Raw genomic sequence first — 17300 nt, forward strand, 5'->3', positions numbered from 1 at the left:
CCTTACCATACAGGAGGCGGAGCCATCGGAGCGAGGCGGTTGGAAGTTCAAAATTTAAAATCTTGTAACAGATTACCGATTGACTGCGGCTGCTTCTCGCGCTGCAGCTGCTTGATCTGGGTGAATTCCCAAGCGAGTGAGATTAATCCTACCTTTATTGTCAATCTCCCGTACTTTGACAATCACTTCATCACCAACTGCAACCTCATCTTCAACTTTACCAACGCGATAGTCAGCAAGTTGAGAAATGTGAATCATACCTTCTTTACCAGGTAAAAATTCCACAAACGCACCAATTGGTATAATACGTGTCACACGGCCTGCGTAAACATCACCTTCGTTGAGCTTCCTTGTCATACCTTGGATAATGTTACGTGCTCTTTTCGCCTTGTTTTCATCAAGGGCGGAAATTGTTACCGTACCATCATCTTCGATATCAATTTTTGCTCCAGTCTCTTCAGTAATGCCCTTAATTGTCTTGCCTCCAGGTCCAATCACCAGACCGATCATATCCGGATCGATCCGAATAGTCATGAGACGTGGCGCAAAAGGTGACATTTCACTACGGGGTTGATCGATAGTCTGGAGCATTTTCTCCAGAATGTGTAACCGTGCTGCTTTTGCTTGGTGGATAGCTTGGGCAATAACTTCTAAGGACAAACCGGAGATTTTCATGTCCATTTGTAAGGCAGTAATCCCGCTATCTGTCCCAGCGACTTTAAAGTCCATGTCGCCTAAAAAGTCTTCGATCCCTTGAATATCAGTCAGAACTCGAACTTCGTCGCCTTCCTTAATCAAACCCATCGCTGCACCACTGACAGGTTTAGAAATGGGGACGCCAGCATCCATTAATGCGAGTGTGGAACCGCACACGGAACCCATTGAGGTAGAACCATTGGAAGAAAGGACTTCCGAAACTACCCTAATCACGTAAGGAAACTGTTCTTTTGGTGGTAGTACTGGCAACAAGGCTCTTTCTGCAAGTGCTCCATGACCGATTTCCCGACGACCGGGCGCACGCAAGGGTTTGGTTTCCCCTACGGAGAACGGTGGGAAGTTATAATGATGCATATAGCGCTTTTGTTGGTCTTGTTGCAAGTCATCGCTGAGGTATTGCATATCTCCCGGTGTACCGAGAGTACAAGCAGATAGTACCTGAGTTAGCCCTCGGTTGAACAGACCGCTTCCATGGACTCTTTTTGGCAACAGATCTACCAGGCAAGATACCGGACGTACTTCATCCAGCTTGCGCCCATCAACCCGAATGTTGTCTTCGATAATTTGACGGCGCATGAACTTTTTGGTCAATTCCTTAAAGTTATTGTCAACCGCCTTATCAACTTTTGCGGCAATACGAATGGGGTCTTCCTCAGGTAGTTGGGCGATCGCAGTTTCTATGGTAGCCTTCACTTCATCCAAAGCTGCATCGCGCTGTGTTTTGTCCAAATCAAATTGTGACAGGATTTTCTTAATATCTTCGGTTGCCCTTTCCCGTATGTAGTTCTCTAGGGTTGAGTCTACCTCTGGTGGTTCTTGTGCTATAATTTCTATCCCCATTTCCGCAATCAAGTCTTCTTGTGCTTTGATGAGGTCTTGTACCGCTTCATAACCAAACTCAATTGCCTCAATAATGTCCCTTTCTGGCAATTGACTGGCTCCTGCTTCCACCATGATCACACCATCTGGTGACCCAGCTACAACCAAGTCCAAGTCTCCGGCTTCTACTTCCGCATAAGTGGGGTTAATGATAAAATCATCACCAACTAACCCAACCCGGACTGCTGCCATTGGTCCGTTAAATGGTATCTTGGCAATAATTGTAGCGATGGAAGCACCCGTAACTGCCAGTACATCGGGTGGTACTAACTCATCCATTGAAAGAGTCAGTGCAACAATTTGCAAATCGTCACGCAACCAAGACGGGAACAAAGGACGTAAAGGACGGTCAATCAGTCGGCTGGTCAGAATTGCTTTTTCTGGCGGACGCCCTTCCCGGCGTAGCATGCCTCCAGGAATTCTACCTGCTGCATACAGTCTTTCTTCGTAATCTACCGTTAAGGGGAGGAAATCGATGCCTTCTCTAGCTTCTGAACGTGTAGCCGTCACTAAAACTGCTGTATCCCCAGATTGTATCAACACCGATCCACCAGATTGGGGAGCTAATTGACCCACCTTCAGTCGAATATCCCGTCCGTCAAAGGATATTGACTTTTCAAATTCTCCCATTCAGTTTTTTTTCCTTCTATCTTCGCTATCTCTCTCTGTGGCAATCCTAACATTTATGCACTGTAGCTGGTGTCAGTTGCACACAAAGATAAACAAGTTTAACTATTCCCATTACTGAATGTAAATTCGTAACACAGCAAGCCGAAGTGTGAATACTTTGGAGTTGTTCGATGTAAAATAAGAATTTGTGTGTATGTGACAGCCCAATGGCGCAGGGAATCTTTAGATTCTTGTCAGGTGGGCTGAAGGTCATTATGGAAGTACACTGAAACCCTGCTGTGAATACCTACAGCTTAAGTTCTGGGAAAGGAGCAAATGAAAAATAAAAATTTTGGGAAAAGATTAAGAAAATTCAAAAGTTAGTTCGCTAAAAATCTGAGTATTTGTCAAATGGCAATTTTACACGGTAGTTGGTTAATAAAAGATCGGAGTAGTTGTTTATTTATTTGGGGAGAAACTTGGCGCACTCTTGGAACTGATGCTGGTATCAGTTCCTCCTTTGCTGAAGTACCACAGCACCCATTGGCAATGACACCAGTGGAATTGTTCGAGTGGTTGCAATCGCGTAACATAACTTTAGAAACACTTAACACAACGCCCCTACAAAATGGGCAGAAAACAACCGAGAATGGGCGAAGGCGAAAATCTACAGAAACTACCATCAATTCACCAACTCACAGCCAAATCATTGCTTTACCAACTTGTATTCAAAATGGCGATCGCGAGGAAACACCGTCGATTTCTCCTGCACATTCTGCCACATTAGGTATAGATGACAATGAAACCCCACAATATTTACAACCTTGGAAAGTGGAGGGCTTTTGTCTCAACCCCGAAGCAGCAATAAAGTTTCTTACTTCTCTCCCCCTAAACGTAAGTGGCGAGTCAAGCCACTTTTTAGGAGGAGATTTACGTTTTTGGTCGCAAATTGCTCGCTGGAGTTTGGATCTCATTTCTCGCTGTAAGTTTTTGCCTACACTTCAACACCAATGTGATAAGACTACAGTCGCTAAATGGCAAGCACTCTTAGACAGCGCCCAAGATGGAACTCGCTTGGAGAAGTTTTCTCAGTTAATGCCACTGGCTTGTCGAACTTATCACATGGACAAGGGGGACAAGGGAGACAATTCTTCTATATTGTCCTCTTATGTGTATGTTGATTTGCCAATTGAACCTCAAGAATTGCTGCTAGATTTTCTTAACAATACGGTGGATGCCCAAATACGAGGGATGGTAGGTTCTCAAGCGCTTGTGGAAGCTAGGATTATGGCATCTCTTCCATCCACAATCCGACAGTGGCTGCATTCTTTAACGGCTGGAACTAACACCGTCAGTGGGGATTCATTTGGGGTGGAACGACTAGAGGCAGGACTGAAAGCTTGGACTCTGCCGCTACAATATCAAGTGGGGGCAAAATATCAGTTTCGCACTTGTTTTGTACTGCGACCTCCAGAATTAAACCAGCAAGATTGGATTTTAGCGTATTATCTCCAAGCAGCTGACAATGCCAACTTTTTGTTGGATGCAGCGACAATTTGGAATCAATCGGTGGAGAAATTGGTTTATCAAAACCGGACTATTGAACAACCACAAGAAACTTTTTTGCGGGGTTTGGGATTAGCTTCGCGATTTTATTCACCCATTGCATCCAGTTTAGAAACTCCAAACCCTGAATTCTGCCGCCTTAATCCCCTGCAAGCCTATGAGTTTATCAAATCCATAGTGTGGCGTTTTGAAGATAGCGGTTTGGGAGTTGTTTTGCCTCCTACTTTGGAAAACAAAGGAAATATCGCAAATCGTTTGGGTTTGAAAATTACTGCTCAAACACCAAAAAAAGCAAAGGAACGCTTGGGTTTGCAGAGTTTATTAAACTTTAAGTGGGAATTGGCAATTGGTGGTCAAACTCTTTCTAAAGCTGAGTTTGACAAACTGGTAGCGTTAAACAGCCCTTTGGTTGAGATTAACGGCGAATGGGTAGAATTGCGATCGCAAGATATCAAAACAGCACAAACCTTTTTTGCCTCTCGCAAAGAACAAATGGCACTGTCTTTAGAAGATGCTTTGCGAATCAGTATGGGTGACACTCAGGTGATTGAAAAATTACCAGTGGTGAGCTTTGAAGCATCTGGGGCATTGCAAGAACTCGTTACGACTTTAACAAATAACAAAGCTGTTGAACCAATCCCCGCACCCGCCAGCTTCCAAGGAAAATTACGCCCCTATCAGGAACGTGGAGTCGCATGGCTTACTTTCTTGGAACGTTGGGGCTTAGGCGCTTGTTTGGCGGACGATATGGGATTGGGGAAATGCGTGTCTAAAAATACACTAGTTTATGTGAATGGAGAACTACGTACAGCCGAAAAAATTTGGCAAACTTTTGCAGGAGAAACAGAGTTTGACGGCGAAGGATTTTGGGCTAAACCCACTCAGGAATTACTGGTTAATTCTATAGATGAGAAAACTGGTCAGCTTGTACAAGCTCCTATTCAAAAGCTTTATCGACAGGAAGTTTGTGAGAAGTTGCGACAGGTGACGCTACAAGATGGTAGCACCATTACTATCACTCGTCGCCATAAGCTATTGACTAGTATTGGCTGGACTAATGACTTAAAAGTAGGCGATTACGTTTGTGTACCGGCTAAAATGCTCTGGAACGGGAAACCTGAAGATCCCGATTTGGTGAAGTTTCTGGCTTGGCAAATTGCTGAAGGTCATGAATTACCAAGTGGGGAAAGAGTAGGAATAGCACAAAAAGATATTCTTGTACTAGAGGATCTGTACCATACATTTCAGCGTATTGGCAAAAACTACGGACTCAAGATTAACAACCCTAGTATTTGCCACTTCCCCAACAGAGTTTCATGTCTCCAAGTGTGTAGCCAAGCCTATCGTCAATTTTTAGAAAGCAAAGGTTACATTTGGGGCAAACTATCAGCAGAAAAATCAATTCCGCCTTTCATCATGCAGTCAGATTTGGATAGTATACGGATATTTTTACGAAACTACTTTGATGCTGAATCTGCTGTAATCTTCAGGATGCGGAGTATCGAAATTGCTACGGCTTCACCATTGCTAATTCAGCAATTATCTGTATTACTAAGACGTTTGGGTATTTGGTTGCGAATATCACCCAAACAAAAATGTGCTACGAATGGAAGCCGTATTGTTCGCACATACTATATAGGCACAATCGGAGAAAATTATCTTCGTCGATTCTTGCAAGAAATCGGATATGGTAACCCAGAAAAACAACAGAAATTAAAAGAGATATGTCAGGTAACTAGCAATACCAATGTTGAGGGAATTCCTGTTTCTGACATTGTTGCTCAAATCGTTACAACAACTGAATTACCATTGCGGCATTTTGGAATGCATAATACAGTTTACGTTAATGGTTTACAGCAATTTTCCAGGGAGAGTCTACAAAGAGTTATATGTGGAACGAACCACATTATCAATGGAGAAGCCCAACAGCAATATCAACTACTTAAAACCTCTAAATGGACAACTCGAACTCTTGAAGCTTATATATGTTTAGATGTACAACAATTAAGCTTAACGAAACAGTCTCTGGAACGTCCTCTCGACCAAGAAGTTTTTTATTGCAAAATTGAGAATGTAGAGGATGTTGACTACGAAGGTTGGGTTTATGACTTTGAAGTGAAGGAGCATCACAATTTCGTTGCTAACAACATAATTTGCCATAACACTATCCAATTTATTGCCTTTGTTCTTCATTTAAAAGAACAAGAAGCATTGGAAAAACCAACCCTACTCGTTTGTCCAACATCAGTATTGGGAAACTGGGAACGGGAGGTAAAAAAATTTGCTCCTAACTTGAAAGTTTTACAATATCACGGGGATAAGCGACCCAAGGGAAAAACATTTGCAGAAGTCGCGAATAAGCACGACCTAATTATCACTAGTTACTCCTTAGTGCATCGCGATGTTAAATCTTTGCAAGGAGTTTCTTGGCAAATGATTGTTTTGGATGAAGCGCAAAATGTGAAAAATGCTGAAGCAAAACAGTCACAAGCAGTACGGCAATTAGAAGCAACATTTCGCATTGCTTTAACAGGAACACCAGTAGAAAATAGATTGCAAGAACTGTGGTCAATCTTAGATTTTCTCAATACCGGATATTTGGGCAACAAACAATTTTTCCAAAGACGCTTTGCAATTCCTATTGAGAAATACGGTGATACTGCTTCATTAACTCAATTGCGTTCATTAGTTCAACCTTTTATTCTCCGTCGTTTGAAAACAGATCGTGAAATTATTCAAGATTTGCCAGAAAAACAGGAAATGACTATCTTTTGTGGGTTGACAGCCGAACAAGCAGAACTGTATCAAAAAGTGGTAGAAGAATCTTTGGCTGGAATTGAATCAGCAGAAGGTTTGCAACGTCGGGGAATGATTTTAGCTTTGTTAAGCAAGCTCAAACAAATTTGCAATCATCCAGCACACTATTTGAAGCAGGATTCCTTGGCAAAATACCATTCCGGTAAACTTCAACGTTTGGAAGAGATGTTAGACGTTGCGATCTCAGGAGGCGATCGTGCTCTGATATTTACTCAATTTGCGGAGTGGGGTAAGTTACTTCAACCATATTTAGAGAAACAATTAAAGAGAGAAACATTGTTTTTATATGGCAGTACCAGTAAAAAACAACGAGAGGAAATGATAGATCGGTTTCAACACGATCCCCAAGGACCACCAGTGATGATTCTCTCATTAAAAGCTGGAGGTGTGGGATTAAATTTGACAAGAGCAAACCACGTTTTCCATTTTGATAGATGGTGGAATCCAGCAGTAGAAAATCAGGCAACAGATAGAGTCTTTCGGATAGGTCAAACACGCAACGTACAGGTACATAAATTTGTCTGTACCGGAACTCTTGAGGAGAAAATTCACGACATGATTGAAAGTAAAAAACAACTTGCGGAACAAGTTGTAGGTGCTGGAGAAGATTGGTTAACAGAAATGGATACCAACCAACTCCGCAACTTACTACTCCTCGATCGCAATGCTGTAATTGAAGAAGATGAAGAGTGATTGGCTAATGGCTAATGGCTAATGGCTAATGGCTAATAGCTAATGGCTAATGGCTAATGGCTAATGGCTAATGGCTTTTGAACAATTAGCCATTAGCAACTAACAACTAACAACCAACAACTAACAACTAACAACCAACAACTAACAACCAACAACTAACAACTAACAACCAACAAATGTCAAATCAAACACTACAAGCTAGTAGAGAATGGTGGTCACAAAGGTGGCTGGATTTGTTAGATTCCTATCGTTTTAAAAAGCGATTGGAACGTGGCAGAATCTATGCACGTGAGGGGAATGTTCTCAGTATTGAATTTAAAGGTGCAAAGGTTTTAGCGAAAGTTCAAGGGAGTGAGACGGAACCTTATAAAGTTTCTCTTTACCTCGACCCCTTTAGTAATGAAGAATGGGGTTATCTCGCTGAAACTATGTCTCAAAAGGCAATTTTTCCGGCTAAGTTGTTGGCAGGAGAAATGCCGCAAAATATAGAAGAGGTTTTTACTGCCAATGGTCTTTCTCTCTTCCCTTTTACCTTGTCTGATGTTCACAGTAAATGTTCTTGTCCTGACAAAGCAAATCCGTGCAAACACGTTGCTGCAGTGTATTATCAGTTAGGCGATCGCTTTAGTGAAGATCCATTTGTTCTGTTTCAATTACGAGGGCGTACCAAAGAGCAGATTATCCGCAGTTTACGTGAGTTACGTAGTGATGGTCATGTAGAAACGTTACATCCAGATAATGGAGAAACTCAGCAAAATGAGTCCCGACACACAACTTCTGGGTTACAAAAACTGAGTTCTTTTTGGCAATATAACGAACCTCTTGAATCTTCTTTGGTGGTGATTGCACCATCAAGTAGCGAAACTGTTTTGGATGCTTTAGGCGCAATTCCTTTAGCTAAAGAAGAGGAAAAAACAGCAAACTTAACGGCTGCTGATGTAGTGATGAAGTATTTAGACGCAGTTTACAAAGATGTTAGCCAGAAGGCTTTTCTAGCAGCTATGAACGTCGGAGGGGGATAAATGGAAAAATGTTGCTTGATACTGTAGTGATATTGACTGATGGTGATTGAATGATAAAAAGGTATCATCATCCACTAAAGCCAAAATGGAACTTCAAACCAAGATTATTACAGTAGAACTTTCTGATGGTACAAGTGTTCGAGTAGAAGCTACACAGATAGGCGATCGTAAAATCAATTTTCAGTCTCGACCTTTTGAGGAAGTTACAACTGCTATTGAATCCTTAACAAAGGAAATTGCCGAATCAGTACGTAAGGTCAAGCCAGATAGAGCAACTGTAAGATTTGGTGTTGATATTGCTCTTGAGTCTGGGAAATTAACGGCTTTAATGGTAAAAGGTGCAAGTAATGCCAATATAGAGATTACTTTGGAATGGGGTCAGTAGAGGGTAGGGGGTAGAGGTAGAGGTTCACTCGTTCCCAGGCTGAGCCTGGGAACGCCTTAACGGAGGCTCCGCCTCCAATACTTGTCGGTTAAGAGTAAAAGAACACACGTAGGTTGGGTTGAGGAACGAAACCCAACATTTGCAGGAATTGGTTGGGTTTCACGAGCTGACAACCCATCCTACAAAAATTCCGATCCGAGCAGTATTGATTTTTTAACGCGAGGCGGAGCCTCGCTAGTCTGCATTCCCAGGCTGAGCCTGGGAACGAGAAAAAACCTCAGTCCCTAACCCCTACCCCCTAACCTCGCTCAAAAATACTGCTTGAGTGTATAGGTAATTGTTGCTGCAAAGGGTGTAAACCGTCCGCCCGAATCTCGCTTATCATAAGCTTGAGCCAGCAATTGTATTTCTGCCCCTGTTAACCCATCCGTAGCTTGCAGTGCTGCGTCAATGGCTGCCCGTCTTAACTTTCTTAACTTATTAATGTCAAGTGCCAGTTTTTGAATTGTCGTTTTAGCAGATGCTTGTTTTTGTGGGTCATCTGTCGGCAAAATTTCTCCAAATCCAGAGTACTTAAAGTAATCCGGACAGTTTGGATCTAAAGGAGAAATCATCAGTTCTTCGTCAAACCAAGCCTGCTTTTTGTGTCCGCAATGCACTGGTACGCGAGGTCTTTCTTCATCTTCTCCCTGACAAGAAGCTATAAGATTTGTGTACTCAAATGTGAGATGTTTGTAGACACTCTTGGGTCTATAGTGTTCTATGTGGCATTGCTTTCTACTAATGGGTCTACCACAGTAGCAACAAATATAACCTTGCTCTTGCAGAAGCGAGAAGTATACATCGTCTTTTACTCCTTTAGAGAAAGATTTCCAGTCAGGTATTCGGTTCCCAAGCTTCTGCTTCCATTTGGTTAAGCTATCTGGTTCTCGGCTTTTTTGAATGTGTTTCATCTGTTTAGAATTTCCTTGCGGCGGATGAGTACATCTGCTCGTACAAATTCCGGATCGTCTTCTCCGATTTCATCTGCCAAATTTTGGCGCAATTGTTTGGCACTATCGAGATTCCCTCGATCAATTAATCTAAAAAGATGCACCAGACCATCTTTAATTTGTTGAGGTCTTTCAGAAACACCCATAATGTCTTCTAAAATAGTATTGCTATCCCTACCAAAAGAACTTTCTGGTTGTTGGGCAATAATACCATCGGATGTTGTTTCTAGAAGAAAGATATTATCAGCTTGAACGTGACTGACAACTTGTGGTGAGTGGGTTGTGATAATAAATTGACAATTTGGGAATGTTCTGGTTAAAGCAGGAATAATTTCCCGTTGCCATTTTGGATGTAGGTGGAGTTCAATTTCATCGATTAAAACAACACCATTCCCTTGGAGTGGGTTGTCTAAACTTGGATTGGCTATTGCCAACCGCCTTGCTAAATCTCCTACTAAAGCTAGCAAGCATTTTTCGCCATCAGATAATTGACTGACGATGAATTCTCGACCTTGTTTTTTGACAGTCATTCGCAGAGGCGATCGCCCTACGCGCAAGTCAGAAAAATCTGGTTGCATTGAGGAAACTGCATTTCTCACTGCTTCTAACTGTTTGTCTGTGCGATCGGCACCATCCCGTCGCATTTCATTTTCTAAATCTTCGCGATTTCGGAACCATTCAAAAAAGCCTTTAAAATCAATTCTGCCACCCGTTAATGCTTGATCGTAAGCATTTGTTTGTTGAAACGAAAATGTTTCAGCAATTTCTAAAGGCATATCCAGAACAGCACGATTCACTGGATAGTAGATTGCTAAGGGTATATTGGCATTTTCGTTTGATACTAACTGATTTCTGATTTCGTTAGCTGCTTTTTCTAAATCTTCTAGAAAGTCTTCACTTGTCCCCTGACCTTCTATTTGGTTAAAGTCTTCTAGTAGGGATTCTAAAGCCAGTTTTAAACTTTTTTGTCCCGCCCGCCTTTGCAAAGGTTGTTCTCTCGTATCTAGTAAAGCTTTGATTTCTTCCAATCTCCTTGCAGCTGAGCTTTCAGGAGATTGTTCTTGTGCTTTAATCTCGCTCAAAGACCAGGTTAAATCTTTTCCTTCATTTAGAGAAATTGTGATTTCAATCTGGGTTTCTTGACTGCCATTGGTTATGTCTTCTTCGCTTAAAGAACGCATAAATCCTATGGAATCTTGAATTCGTCCTGTCATCTGAGACAAAAGAATAGCAAGACAATCAAGGATACTTGATTTTCCTACACCATTGACACCGATAAGTACAGTTGGACCTGTTTCACAAAAATCCAATGTTAAATCACCGATCCCACGGAAAGAAGACATTTTTAGGTGCTTGACTTTCATAGCAATTAAGTAGATTTCAGTGGAATAATACCTTTATCAAAAATGCGGTTATCGGTGTCGATACCACTAATTTCTATTCTATCCGTATAAACCTCATAAGCGGCAAAACTTAGCTTAGATGCAGAATAATCTGTCCATTCCGAACTTCCTACAGGACGAGTTCCCGCACCCCCTCCACAAATTAAATAAGTTGTTCCGTTAATAGCTTTTGTTCTTTCATAATGGTGTTCGTGACCGTTAATATAGAGTTGGACGCCGTATTTTTGAAACAGTGGCGTAAATATTTTAATAAAATCTGGATTACTACCATAAACACCCGATGCATAAATCGGATGATGACCGTATACAATTTTCCAAGGCGCGTTAGAGCGGCTTAATTCATTCTCCAACCATATTAGCTGATTTTTCCAATCAGCATTGTTGTTGGTATCTAAAGCAAAAAATTGTATGCGTTCGCCTTTGGCGGAAGCCGTACCCGGCTTATCGCGACGAAAAGTGTAGAAGCGCCCTAACATATTAAAGTTAACATATTTCATTTGGAGATAGCCATTGTCCGTGCGAACATCGTGATTTCCCAAAACCGCTTGAAATTTCACGCCTTTTTGAAGCAAAGATGCATAGGGACGCTCAAAAACTTCATTAATTTTTTCGATTTCGCCGTTGGTATATATATTATCTCCTGCTAGTAGAATGAGGTCATAGGGGTTTTGGCTGTGATATTGAGTCATTGCCTTAGCTACAAAATACTGACCCCTATCTCCAGTTCCTGTATCTGCAACAGAAACAAAACGAAGCAACAAATCTTTTGTTTTTGGTTTAGCAGCAACTACTGTATTTGCCACAGCAGCAGTATAAGTATAATTGCTATTTTGACGACCTAAAAAACTGAAAATACCTGCACCAAGAGTACTTAAACTACCAAAAAAGAGAAATTGACGACGTTTTAGTTTCATGAAATTTGGTTAGTGGTTAGTGGTTAGTGGTTAGTGGTAAGTGGTTAGTGGTTAGTGGTTAGTGGACAAATGACAAATGACAATATAAATTTCAATCAACATAAGATTTGCCCGGAAAAAAATTTATGCGCCACAAAGTTTACTACCCAAACGATTGACACAAAAAGATTTTTCCTCAGAGGTTAACTCATTCAATTCCACATCTCGGCGTAAAACGATACCATTGTGACCTGCTAAAAAGCGCGGGAATTGCTCGTATTGAAGAACTTTTAATGTTTGAATGTCATAAGTTGTATAAGTAGTTAATTCTGGTGAATTAAAGTTAATATCTATCACGGTTAAAGATTTCAAACGGCGGGGACTACTGTCAATTAATGGTCGAGGTCCAGAACCGAGAAGCCCTAAGTGAAGTAGCTGTAAGTTACCGCGATGTCCGGGATAGTAAGCATGCTGATGACCGCTAAGATAAGTGTGTACCTTGTACCGTTCTAACATTGTCCGCAGTCCATCCGCATCATCCATCACGTTTCCTGGAGTGTTACGACCAACTGCAATTCCATATAAAGGCAAATGACCGAGTAAAACTCGCATTTTTGCTGCCTGTGCCTTGGAACTAGCAAGAGTTTTTTCTACCCATTCCAACTTTTCTTTGGGAATGCGGCTGGAAGAACCATCCCATACCAAGAAAAAGATATCTTTGTACTCAAAAGTGTAGTAAAAAGGAAATTCAAAGCGATCGACAAATTGAACTCCTGGGTCGTGTTTGGGATTGTTCCAGTATTCTGTTGCTAAGTCTCGCTCTTTTTGGTAAATGAAATTACCCTTAGCTCCTAACGAGCTTGAAGCATCATGATTGCCAATAGTAAAACCAAAAGGAAGCTTGGAACGGCGTAGAGGGGCTGTAATGTGGTCATCAAAAGCAGCCCACATTGCCCGGATTTGCTTTTCTGATAGGGATGCTTTTTGTCCAGCCACCATGTCTCCACCGCACAAAACGAGATCGGGTTGCCAAAAGGGAATCAATGCCATACCCTTATCCACTTCTGGATCGTAGTCAGTCGAACCATAAGCGCTATTGAGGTCGCTGATAGCTAACAAACGCACATCGCCACGCTTCGGATTGAACAAACCCTCCGAGCCAGCACTTTTGACAATGGCAGCTGTTTCTGGAGGTAAAGATGGCTGTGAAACTATTTGAGGTTGAGTTTGGGAAACAGTGGTTTCTTCTGGTTGTACTGCGACAGGTATTTGTGGCGATTTAACCGATTGACAGGCATGCAATCCAAAAGAAAGACACAGCGCTAAAGTAATTCCAAAAAAGATTTGAGGGAAAAACTGCCGAAAACGCATTAAGTTTCGAGTCCAAGAAGAATTTCATGGACTACCATAACCTATCTTTGCCTAGAAAATTTATCGAGCTTCTAACCAAGCTTGTAAATCAGCCACACTCGTAAAATCTAAAAGTGCTTCACTCAAATCTTCCACAACAGGTAAGGGTAAATTGGCAATTTGTTGCCGCAATTCTTCAGATATTTCTCCAAAGCGCTTATTCAACTGTCGGACAACGAGATTTACTGTTGCTTCTTCTCGTCCTTCTTCCTTAATTTCTCGATAAACTCGTGTTTCCCGCAATGTTATTCCTAGCATAGACTCTACCTCTGTTCGGCTCAATTTTTCAAACTTATACACTAGGATGAGTCTGAGAGCGCTGTCAGTCATTTAGACCTAAATACTCTCAGGCGTCGCATCTTTGTGAAACCTAATTTATTGTGCTTCTAACCAAGCTTGTAAATCAGCCACACTCGTAAAATCTAAAAGTGCTTCGCTCAAATCTTCTACCACAGGTAAGGGTAAATTGGCAATTTGTTGCCGCAATTCTTCAGATATTTCTCCAAAGCGCTTGTTCAACTGTCGGACAACCAGATTTACTGTTGCTTCTTCCTTGATTTCTCGATAAACTCGTGTTTCCTGCAATGTTATTCCTAGCATAGACTCTACCTCTGTTCGGCTTAATTGTTCAAACTTGTACACCATTATTGTAGTCACCATCTCTATTATGGCGCGACTTGATGGTTGAGATTGTTCTTGGCGGGTTCTCGTTAACAAATATCTGGCTTCTTCGATAGCTTGTTCATCTTTTAGGGTAGTCAGTACCATCAGCGCTACCCATAACGGTAATTGACGAATATCTCCCAACTCATTTAAATACACCCGATGTACTTGGTCGCTGTTCAGAAATGCGCGATAGGGGTGGCTATCGCTTTGTTCGATACTGCGGGATGGATAAATTATTACTGCTTGCCAATCGCTAAACCTGTCACGGTTGCGGTAGAAATAGAGTGAAGATTCTGCACATAGTCTTTCGTAAAGTCGTTCATCTTTTTGAAACTGCACTTCGCAAAAATAGACTACTCCTGCACCTTGATTTTCTGGTGGTAGCAAGACGCCATCAATTTCAAATTTTGGTTCTTTAACAGCAACGGAATCAAATTGATAAGCGTCTGCATTATTTGGCGGATTTGTCAATAGTTCAAAGAGCAAGGTCGGAGATTGTTGAAACAGTTTGTAAAATATCGAATCTCGGCGCATGGGGTATGTTACTGGATGAAGCTGTTTGATTTACAACGCATTCAACAGTATATACTTATAGAACATCAGTTCTAGAAAGAATTATTATTATTTGCATAATAAATAATTATGCTGGTGTGTAGTTGCGATGCATGCGAAGACAGCGCAACTACGAGCCAAATACAAAAAAATTACACTTCGTTAATTATGACGTTGAGAGAATATTGGTTTTATAGCTTGAAAACAACATTATCTGAGGCAAAGCAGTGTTAAATTAGCTGAGGAGGTAGCAACCTTGATCGGTGGCTTTAATTGAAGTTTTATGTCACAAGACAATCCAAATCCACAACCACCTTCTTCTCCCGAACCGCAAGGGAGTCAGTCCCAGCAAAGGCGTGAGCAAGTGACTCAGCCTTCCAAAAAAGTTCAACCCGCTTGGAAGTCTTTTATCATTAGTATTCTGAGGGGAACGATTGGAATTTTAGAAGCAACTGTTAACAAACTGGAGACAGAATCTCCTGGCGGGGCTGTGGGGACGAGAGGTGGAGCATCTTCACAAGGTTGGAGTGCGGTTTTAGGCAAAATTCGCTCGTTCTTGCCTGGAAATTTATCAACTAAGTTATCAGATACAGCTTTAACGGCGATTATTGCTGGGATTGCTGTCATTGGGTTTTGGACAACTTCTTCTATCCTGTCTGGTAAACCTACTGAGGTGGCTACTGTTCCACCAACTCAAGAAGCACCTCCTGCAACAATAACAACTCCACCAGTTGCAGAGGAAGTTCCAGTTCCACAAACTGAGGAAACTCCAACACCGCAAGCAGAAGAAACACCTGCACCAGTTACAGGTGAAGTTCCAGTTCCACAAACTGAGGAGACTTCAACACCGCAAGCAGAAGAAACACCTGCACCAGTTACAGGTGAAGTTCCGCCACAGGTTGAGGAAAGCCCATTGCCAGAACCAGAACCTACTCCTACTCCTACTCCAGAGATCGTACTAACTCCAGAACAAACTTTGCTTGCAGCTATCGAAAATCAAGTCGCAGAAATTAGCGATCGCTTCGCCTCTGGATTGATACAGTCCATTCAAGCTAACTTCCGCAGCAGCGATCTGACTATCAAAATTAGCGATGAATGGTATAATTTAAAACAATCGCAACAGGACAAACTAGCGGCTGATATATTACAGCGCTCAAAGGACTTGGATTTTAGCCATTTAGAAATTATCGACTCTCAAGGTAGGTTAGTAGCACGCAATCCTGTTGTTGGTACTGAGATGATTATATTTCAACGGCAAGCTATAAATACTTAGGAATCCCACGTGTTAACTTAGCTGCGGTTGTGGGAATCCTGTAAAAAGTACAGAAGTTAGAAAGTATCATGCCCGATAATCACAAACAACCCAAAAAAGATGATGCAGTAATCGGAGGACAATCGCCACCTCCAGTAGAAGGAGCAGTTTTAGGAGGAATCGAGGGCGTTAAACGTCGTTTGTGGAATCCGGTTGTTGAAGTTAGAAGGGCTGCAGTTGAAGAAGCACTGAATTATGGTGATACAGGATTAGATGTGGCGATTCAGGCTTTGAAGGATGAATCCAAGCAAGTACAGCGTTTTGCTTATCGACTCTTGCGGAACAGGGAAGAACAAAAAGTCAAGCAAGCTTTACAACAATACACACCATGGGATTTGGTTGAACGGTTAGCTGAGTATCCAGGGTATCAAGGTATGCACGCTACAAGATTTGCCAATCGCCAGGTAGCAGAGTTTGACCCTAATATTGGCATCACCGATCCCATTGGGACAGCTTATGCGATTCGATGGACTTACGAGCCGGAGGAAGATGCGATCGCGAAACTCGCAAGTCTTTTAGAAGACCCCGAAGCAACAAAATTGGAAGCTTTAATATTTGGGATGTGGAGTGAGGAAGTCTACACTGCAAGTCCACCTAGCGTTGTAAATGCTTTAGTGAATGCAAAAAATCAGCTTTCCAATCTCAAAGCAGTCTTCATTGGAGATATTCCCTCCGATGAATGTGAAATTTCTTGGATTAAACAGACCGATCTTAGCCCTATATTAAGGGCTTATCCACAGCTAGAAATATTACAAGTTCGTGGCGGAGATGGTTTAGAATTTTGTCCGCCTGTACGACACGATCGCTTACAAGCACTTATTGTTGAAACGGGTGGTTTAAGTCGGACAACAGTTGCTCAAATTTGTAACTTGAAACTACCAGCCCTAGAGCATCTTGAACTGTGGTTTGGGAGTGAAAACTACGGTGGAGATTGCTGGGTTGAAAGCTTGACTCCCATTCTTGATGATTTAGTATTCCCGAATTTGACTTACTTGGGGCTACGCAATAGCCAGTTTGCTAATGAAATTGCTGATGCTGTTGTGCAATCGCCCTTAATGAATTCCATTAGCGTATTGGATTTATCCATGGGTACTTTGAGTGATGAAGGGGCTGAAGTGTTACTCAACTCTCCGGTTGTGAATGAACTCGACATCCTCAATGTCTCAGAAAACTTTCTCTCAGACGAAACTATCGAACGCATGTCTCAATTAGAAGTTCAAGCGATCGCCCGTAAGCAAAAAGAAGAAGATGAAGATGCTTATCTTAATTGTCGCTACTGCTCTGTTTCGGAGTAGCTTTATAGTATATTGGTACTATAATCGGACAATAAGCGGAGCTATGAACCCAAAAATCCGAAAACACAAAAATTTGAGATCCCTTGCAA

12 protein-coding genes are annotated in these 17300 nt (G+C 41.8%); 5 read left to right on the forward strand and 7 right to left on the reverse strand.

The annotated features are described in order from the left end of the window. Positions 1-72 precede the first annotated feature (72 nt). Positions 73-2226, reverse strand: a complete 2154-nt coding sequence (locus F7734_RS36500; RefSeq protein WP_155749374.1) for a polyribonucleotide nucleotidyltransferase — start codon at positions 2224-2226, stop codon at positions 73-75. A gap of 390 nt (positions 2227-2616) precedes the next feature. Here F7734_RS36500 and F7734_RS36505 point away from each other — a divergent pair, with 390 nt between their 5' ends. The 3 genes from F7734_RS36505 to F7734_RS36515 all read left to right on the forward strand — a co-directional run bounded on the left by F7734_RS36505 (position 2617) and on the right by F7734_RS36515 (position 8688). Further along, positions 2617-7281 (forward strand): SNF2-related protein, encoded by a 4665-nt coding sequence (locus F7734_RS36505; RefSeq protein ID WP_155749375.1) that lies wholly within the window; start codon positions 2617-2619, stop codon positions 7279-7281. Positions 7282-7457: 176 nt separating this feature from the next. Then, positions 7458-8303, forward strand: a complete 846-nt coding sequence (locus tag F7734_RS36510) for an SWIM zinc finger family protein (RefSeq protein ID WP_155749376.1) — start codon at positions 7458-7460, stop codon at positions 8301-8303. Positions 8304-8388: 85 nt separating this feature from the next. Next, a complete protein-coding gene (locus F7734_RS36515; RefSeq protein WP_155749377.1) occupies positions 8389-8688 on the forward strand; it encodes a CU044_2847 family protein in 300 nt (99 codons plus the stop codon). A gap of 308 nt (positions 8689-8996) precedes the next feature. Here F7734_RS36515 and F7734_RS36520 read toward each other — a convergent pair whose 3' ends face one another. The 6 genes from F7734_RS36520 to F7734_RS36545 all read right to left on the reverse strand — a co-directional run bounded on the left by F7734_RS36520 (position 8997) and on the right by F7734_RS36545 (position 14586). Next, positions 8997-9641, reverse strand: coding sequence for a retron system putative HNH endonuclease (locus tag F7734_RS36520; RefSeq protein WP_155749378.1), 645 nt, complete (start codon positions 9639-9641; stop codon positions 8997-8999). Further along, positions 9638-11044 carry an AAA family ATPase gene (locus F7734_RS36525; RefSeq protein ID WP_155749379.1) on the reverse strand — a complete coding sequence of 469 codons (1407 nt, stop codon included), beginning with the start codon at positions 11042-11044 and terminating at the stop codon, positions 9638-9640. The genes F7734_RS36520 and F7734_RS36525 overlap by 4 nt, the downstream gene beginning before the upstream one ends. Positions 11045-11049: 5 nt before the next feature. Beyond that, on the reverse strand, positions 11050-11997 hold the full coding sequence (locus F7734_RS36530; protein ID WP_155749380.1) for a metallophosphoesterase: 948 nt from the start codon (positions 11995-11997) through the stop codon (positions 11050-11052). 123 nt (positions 11998-12120) lie between these two features. Beyond that, a complete protein-coding gene (locus F7734_RS36535) occupies positions 12121-13347 on the reverse strand; it encodes a metallophosphoesterase (protein WP_155749381.1) in 1227 nt (408 codons plus the stop codon). A gap of 60 nt (positions 13348-13407) precedes the next feature. Then, entirely contained in the window at positions 13408-13644 is a 237-nt protein-coding gene (locus F7734_RS36540) for a DUF4351 domain-containing protein (RefSeq protein WP_243147286.1), read from the reverse strand. Between the two features lie 117 nt (positions 13645-13761). Continuing rightward, the gene (locus tag F7734_RS36545; protein ID WP_155749383.1) at positions 13762-14586 is read right to left on the reverse strand and encodes an Rpn family recombination-promoting nuclease/putative transposase; all 825 of its coding nucleotides are present in this window, start codon (positions 14584-14586) and stop codon (positions 13762-13764) included. A gap of 301 nt (positions 14587-14887) precedes the next feature. Here F7734_RS36545 and F7734_RS36550 point away from each other — a divergent pair, with 301 nt between their 5' ends. Then, positions 14888-15877 carry a hypothetical protein gene (locus F7734_RS36550; protein WP_155749384.1) on the forward strand — a complete coding sequence of 330 codons (990 nt, stop codon included), beginning with the start codon at positions 14888-14890 and terminating at the stop codon, positions 15875-15877. Positions 15878-15945: 68 nt separating this feature from the next. Beyond that, positions 15946-17211 (forward strand): STM4015 family protein, encoded by a 1266-nt coding sequence (locus F7734_RS36555; RefSeq protein ID WP_155749385.1) that lies wholly within the window; start codon positions 15946-15948, stop codon positions 17209-17211. Positions 17212-17300 lie beyond the last annotated feature (89 nt).

The organism is Scytonema sp. UIC 10036, from assembly GCF_009725235.1.

Coding starts and splice junctions, on each gene's coding strand:
- F7734_RS36500 (WP_155749374.1), bottom strand. CDS start 2,226: ATGGGAGAATTTGAAAAGTCAATATCCTTTGACGGACGGGATATTCGA.
- F7734_RS36510 (WP_155749376.1), top strand. CDS start 7,458: ATGTCAAATCAAACACTACAAGCTAGTAGAGAATGGTGGTCACAAAGG.
- F7734_RS36535 (WP_155749381.1), bottom strand. CDS start 13,347: ATGCGTTTTCGGCAGTTTTTCCCTCAAATCTTTTTTGGAATTACTTTA.
- F7734_RS36515 (WP_155749377.1), top strand. CDS start 8,389: ATGGAACTTCAAACCAAGATTATTACAGTAGAACTTTCTGATGGTACA.
- F7734_RS36545 (WP_155749383.1), bottom strand. CDS start 14,586: ATGCGCCGAGATTCGATATTTTACAAACTGTTTCAACAATCTCCGACC.
- F7734_RS36530 (WP_155749380.1), bottom strand. CDS start 11,997: ATGAAACTAAAACGTCGTCAATTTCTCTTTTTTGGTAGTTTAAGTACT.
- F7734_RS36540 (WP_243147286.1), bottom strand. CDS start 13,644: ATGCTAGGAATAACATTGCGGGAAACACGAGTTTATCGAGAAATTAAG.
- F7734_RS36520 (WP_155749378.1), bottom strand. CDS start 9,641: ATGAAACACATTCAAAAAAGCCGAGAACCAGATAGCTTAACCAAATGG.
- F7734_RS36505 (WP_155749375.1), top strand. CDS start 2,617: ATGGCAATTTTACACGGTAGTTGGTTAATAAAAGATCGGAGTAGTTGT.
- F7734_RS36555 (WP_155749385.1), top strand. CDS start 15,946: ATGCCCGATAATCACAAACAACCCAAAAAAGATGATGCAGTAATCGGA.
- F7734_RS36550 (WP_155749384.1), top strand. CDS start 14,888: ATGTCACAAGACAATCCAAATCCACAACCACCTTCTTCTCCCGAACCG.
- F7734_RS36525 (WP_155749379.1), bottom strand. CDS start 11,044: ATGAAAGTCAAGCACCTAAAAATGTCTTCTTTCCGTGGGATCGGTGAT.